The sequence below is a fragment of the Sutterella parvirubra YIT 11816 genome (assembly GCF_000250875.1).
In the GTDB taxonomy this organism is placed as follows: Bacteria; Pseudomonadota; Gammaproteobacteria; order Burkholderiales; family Burkholderiaceae_F; genus Sutterella; species Sutterella parvirubra.
The window spans coordinates 5,087-9,697 of the sequence record NZ_JH604999.1; the positions used below are offsets into that span (position 1 = coordinate 5,087).

4 protein-coding genes are annotated in these 4,611 nt (G+C 64.7%); all 4 read right to left on the bottom strand.

Annotated elements, in window-relative coordinates; all coding sequences use genetic code 11:
* Positions 1-495 (bottom strand): M20/M25/M40 family metallo-hydrolase (locus HMPREF9440_RS12090; protein WP_008542998.1); only part of this gene is annotated, 495 nt, incomplete at its 3' end.
* Between the two features lie 70 nt (positions 496-565).
* The gene (dcuC, locus tag HMPREF9440_RS07535; protein WP_008542999.1) at positions 566-1,930 is read right to left on the bottom strand and encodes a C4-dicarboxylate transporter DcuC; all 1,365 of its coding nucleotides are present in this window, start codon (positions 1,928-1,930) and stop codon (positions 566-568) included.
* A 585-nt stretch (positions 1,931-2,515) separates the two neighbouring features.
* Positions 2,516-3,076: a hypothetical protein gene (locus HMPREF9440_RS07540; protein WP_040764719.1), complete on the bottom strand. Its 561-nt coding sequence runs from the start codon at positions 3,074-3,076 to the stop codon at positions 2,516-2,518.
* 260 nt (positions 3,077-3,336) lie between these two features.
* The gene (locus tag HMPREF9440_RS07545) at positions 3,337-4,482 is read right to left on the bottom strand and encodes an ISAzo13-like element transposase-related protein (RefSeq protein WP_008543002.1); all 1,146 of its coding nucleotides are present in this window, start codon (positions 4,480-4,482) and stop codon (positions 3,337-3,339) included.
* Positions 4,483-4,611: the final 129 nt, after the last annotated feature.

Sequence of the window (4,611 nt, forward strand, 5' to 3'; positions counted from 1 at the left end):
GTTGTCCTTATTGGCGGCGAGCCACTTCGCCATCATCATCCCGACCGCCTGGTGACCGTCGTGGCCGCAGGCGTGCATGTAGCCCGGGCGGCAGGAGGCGTAGCCGCCCGCGTTCGGGCGGTGCGCCGGATCCTTCGTTTCGGTCACCGGCACGCAGTCCAACTCAAAGCGCATCGCGATCGTCGGACCGGGGCGGCCGGTGTCCAAAATCCCCACGACCCCCGTGATCCCGTCCATGCGGACGAGCATCGCGTCGTCGACGCCCTTCTCACGCGCCGCGGCGAGCCCTTCCTCGATCTGGCGGCGGTTCGCGCCGCGGATGAAGTCGGGGTTGATCACCTCGCGGCCGCAGAGGACCGTGAGGCCCGCCTCCTCCAAGTGACGGATCACGCGCGCGGTGGAGACGAACTCCGCCCAACCGGGTTCGGGCCAGGCGTGGATTTCACGGCGGAGCGCGATGATGCCGGCTTCGTCGACGGGTTCAAGGTAGGCCATGGTGAGGATCCTCCTTTGCGGGAATGCGGGAAAAGTTGGGAAAACGGGTTGGGTTCAGCGGTCGGGGCCCTTACATGTAGCGGACCAGGGACATCGCGAGGACCGCGGCGAGCCCCGCGAACATCGGCACCGAGGTGCGCTTCACGAGTTCAAGCGGATTCACCTTGACGATCGACGACACGATGATGACGACCGCGGCGACGGGCGAGACGGCGCGAAGCAGATGCGAAGTGAGCTGCATCGGGAGCGCGATCATGATCGGATCGAGCCCGGTCTTCTCCGCGATCTGCGGAATGAGTTCGATGAAGCTGTAGAAGACGGCGTTCCCCGACCCCGAAATGAAGGTGATCAGCGCCGTGATGCCCGAGAACGCGAACATCAAGCCGGTGCCGGCGTTCTCGACGCCCTCGATCGAGCCCGCGAGCATGTCGATCAATCCGAGCGACGAGAGACCCGCCACCATCGTGGACGCCGCGACGATCAGCACCACGACGACCCAGAAGCCTTCGCCCATGCCTTTGAAGAAGAGACCGGCGTCCTTCATCATGACCTTGGGGTTGCCCTTGCGGCAGAGTTCCGACACGAAGGCGAGCGCAAAGGAGAAGATCGTGATTTCGACGAGACCCACCTTGGCGCCCTTGAAGAAGGCCCAGAAGAAGATCGTGAGGACCAACGGGAGCACCGGGAAGATCGCGTACCAGACGGGGGCGCCGACGTCCTTCATCTGGAGCTTCGACTCGTCGATCTCGCCCTCGGCCCCACCCTTCTGACGGCCGTCCATGTACTTCTGCCAGAAGTAGTGCGCGAAGCCCATCACGATGATCGCGGGGACCGAAATCGGGGCGTGGTGGTAGAAGACGTAGTCGACGACGTGCTCGATCCCGAGGACGCGCGCGGCGACGACGTTGTCGCCGCCCAGAGGCGTCGGGACGATGGTCGCGGTCGTGGCGATCACGGCGGCGGCCGTAAGCGGCGTCATCTTCGCGGCGCGTAGCACCGGGTAGAGGGTCGCCATGAGGATGACGGCCAAGGAGGACGCGCTCGGGATGATGATGGAGAGGAGCGTCCCGATCCAGTAGACCAAGGGGACCAGCACGTAGGGCGAGCGCACGAGCGCGAGCGGCTTCGAGAGCACGCGGATCACCATGTCGTTCGCGCCGATGTGCGACATGTAGGCCGCGAACCCGAAGAGCGTCATGATGATGAGGCCGGCGTTCGAGTACTGGCGGACGAAGAGGTCCTTCACCACCTTGAAGGGGTCGACCCAGGCGAGCCCCGAGCTCGCCTTTTCAGACAAAACCGGATGGCCCATCAGCACGGCCGCGAAGAGCAGCACGAAGCCGACGGCGAAAAGCACGACTTTGGCGTCGTAGTTTTTGGCGATGGCCCAGCCGGCGAAGGCCAGGGCCACGAGGGAAACGGCCACTTCGAGCATGGCGAATCTTTCTCCTTGGGGGTGTCGTCAGCCCGGATGAGCCGTCCGAAGAGCTCATCCCGAATGACGGGGTGAAAGTTTTGAGCGTTCAGGGGATCAGGGTTCGGGGGCTTCGGGCGGGACGGCGCCCGCCCGAAACCTCCGCGGAAGCGGCTCCCCCACGGGAACGAAAAAAGCGCCCGCGGCGCTTCCGTAACCGCACGTTACACGCGTGAAGAGAGTTTTTCATCCCAAGGAACCCCACCCCCACCTGCTTCTGCCGCCGCCGTTTCCCGTCTTTTTCCTTTCCTTCAAGGGATTTCCGACACGCCCTCCCCTAGGCGGTTTTCCGTAGAGGCTCTGTGGCTAGATTTCCACAACCGGCCAGATGACACCGATCACCCCTTTCTTAGCCGCAGTAGCCAAAGCGAGAAATTACCTCAAAGTTGAAGGTTCATTTCATGATCTTGTTTCATCGAAAGAAAACACGGTTTCCCTGAGTACCAGGGAAAAGCCGCGTTTTCTCTTGAAGGAAAGATTTCAGGGGACAGGAAATCGTCCCCTACCGGCTCCGGCCAGCGAAAGCCGCCTGCGGGCGTCTTGCGGTCAGCGCTGCGTGAGCTTCACGACGAGCCCGACCAGGACCGCGAGAAGGAGCGCCCAGACGAGGGTCGAGACGCCGAAGTGGCCCGAGAATCCGAAGAGCCCACAGGAGAAGTCGGGAAGGCTGAAGCCGTGCCCGAACCCATGGCCGTGACCGTAGCCGTAGCCGTAACCGTAGCCATGACCCGGGCCGAACAACCCCAAGAGCCCCGCCGCCGCGACGAGAAGCCCCAGGCCGAGCCCGGCCGAGAAGAGGAAGCCGCCCTTCATGGCGGAAGCACCGGCGGCCGAACCCGCCGCGCCCGAAGCGGACGACGGCTTGCGGTCGATGTCTGCCGCGCTCATGCGGGAGACGCCGTTCTGTTCATCGGCCTTCCCCGAAGGCGCGGCGTCGTGCCCGCCGCAGCAGCACGACGACCCCGAGGACTTTTCTTCTTTGTCGTGGCCGCCGCAGCCGCACCCGCAGCCGCAACCGCCCGAGCGGGCCTTGCCTTTGGGCCCCAAAAGCTTCCAAACGATCCAGGCGAGCACCACGAGGATGATGACGGTTTGCCAGGCATGCATGATGTACTTTGACTCCGAGAGATGGGGCGGTTGAGTGACCGAAATAATTCTCAACATCTTGCGGGAAGCCCGCGTCAACTTGGGTCGACCTCTGCAACAAAGTGTGAGCGGAAAATGGGCTTCTCCGCCGGCATCAAAGCCGGGGACGCAGATTCGGGGCGTCTCCGCGGCCGCCGCCCGGCTTGCGGCCTGCGCCGGGGCGCGGGCCGACCGTTGCCGGAAAGCCTATGCGTGTCCGGGCATCGGGCAGACCGCCGCCCTCAAGCCTCGGCCTTCCATCCCCGAACGACGACGTTCCACCCGGCAAAGAGCTCAAGCGGCTCCACGTCCGGGACGGCCTTCGCGGTGTTCTTCCCCTTCGCGCCTCCTGCGCCGCGCCCGCAGGCGGACTTCCAGGCCGGAACGTCCGGATAGACGATCACGCGGTCTTCTTCGACCTCGCCGTCACCGATGAGGCTGAGGACGAGTTCATCAGGCTCCTTCCGCCCGGCCCCCTCGGTCTCTTCCCGGCAGATCCACCGGTGCGCGATGCGGTTCCACCGCCACGTGCCGGCCGGCACGTAGGAGACGTGAATCTCCAATCCGGTTCGGTCGGCCAACGCCGCGAGCGCGCTTCTCCACGCCCGCACGTCGAAGCCGGGGACGCCGCCCGCGCCCATGACGACGTAAAGCTTCCGGTGCCTGCCGTAGATGCCTCGGCCGACGGCCTCCAACCAACGTTCAACGCACTCGGCCAGGCGCGCCGTGTCGTCCTGCCGGGCACCGGGCGCAACGCTCAAGCTCGAGAGCCCCGTCACGTCGTCGCCCGGCGCCTTGAATCCGAGCGAGATGACTGGATCCTTCCTCGCGAGGAACCGCTCCGCCTTCTTCCGGATGAAGCGGAACTGCTCGTCCGCATCCGGGCGGGCCTCGGGCGTCGGGAGCATCCTGCGGTTGCCGTCCATGGCGAAGCCGAGACGTCTCAGCGTATTCCCGATGGTGTTGGCGGTGACGTAAAAGCCGAGGCCGGCAAAGCGCTTCTCGACGGTCCGAAGGCTCAAGGTCGTCCAATCGAGGAGCGGCTCGCGCCCGGGAGATGCGTCGGCACGCATCAGCGCTTCCAGCGCATCGAGGAGCTCCGGGTGCTTCTCGACGACGGACTTGCGGCCGCCGCCCGGCTCACGGATGCACCGCGCCGTCCCGTCTTCTGTGTTCTTCACGGCCAGAGCCGCGATTTCGCTCCGCCCTTTGCGGACCGTCACGTGGGAGACGCCAAACGCCTGCGAAACGGCCCGGATCCCGCCGTAGCCCATTTCGCCCGCGAGAAAGCCGTAGAGAAGACGCCGCTGCTTTTCGTCGAGGTCGGCCTTCTTCATGAATTCACGAAAGGCCTCGAGGTCAACGGTGACTTGATTGGAAGAGCGCATGGTAGGGATCCCTCATGGTGCTCGACCATTCTTTCAAGAAGCCCTAATGATGGATAGGTTGATTCGTGACGGTTTTTGCCGAACCCCGAAACGGCGAAGCCCCGCGGTCCGTCCGTCGGACCGCGGGGC

Excerpts from the sequence above, each read along its gene's own strand:
- HMPREF9440_RS07545 (WP_008543002.1), bottom strand. The coding sequence starts at position 4,482 with ATGCGCTCTTCCAATCAAGTCACCGTTGACCTCGAGGCCTTTCGTGAA.
- dcuC (WP_008542999.1), bottom strand. The coding sequence starts at position 1,930 with ATGCTCGAAGTGGCCGTTTCCCTCGTGGCCCTGGCCTTCGCCGGCTGG.
- HMPREF9440_RS07540 (WP_040764719.1), bottom strand. The coding sequence starts at position 3,076 with ATGCATGCCTGGCAAACCGTCATCATCCTCGTGGTGCTCGCCTGGATC.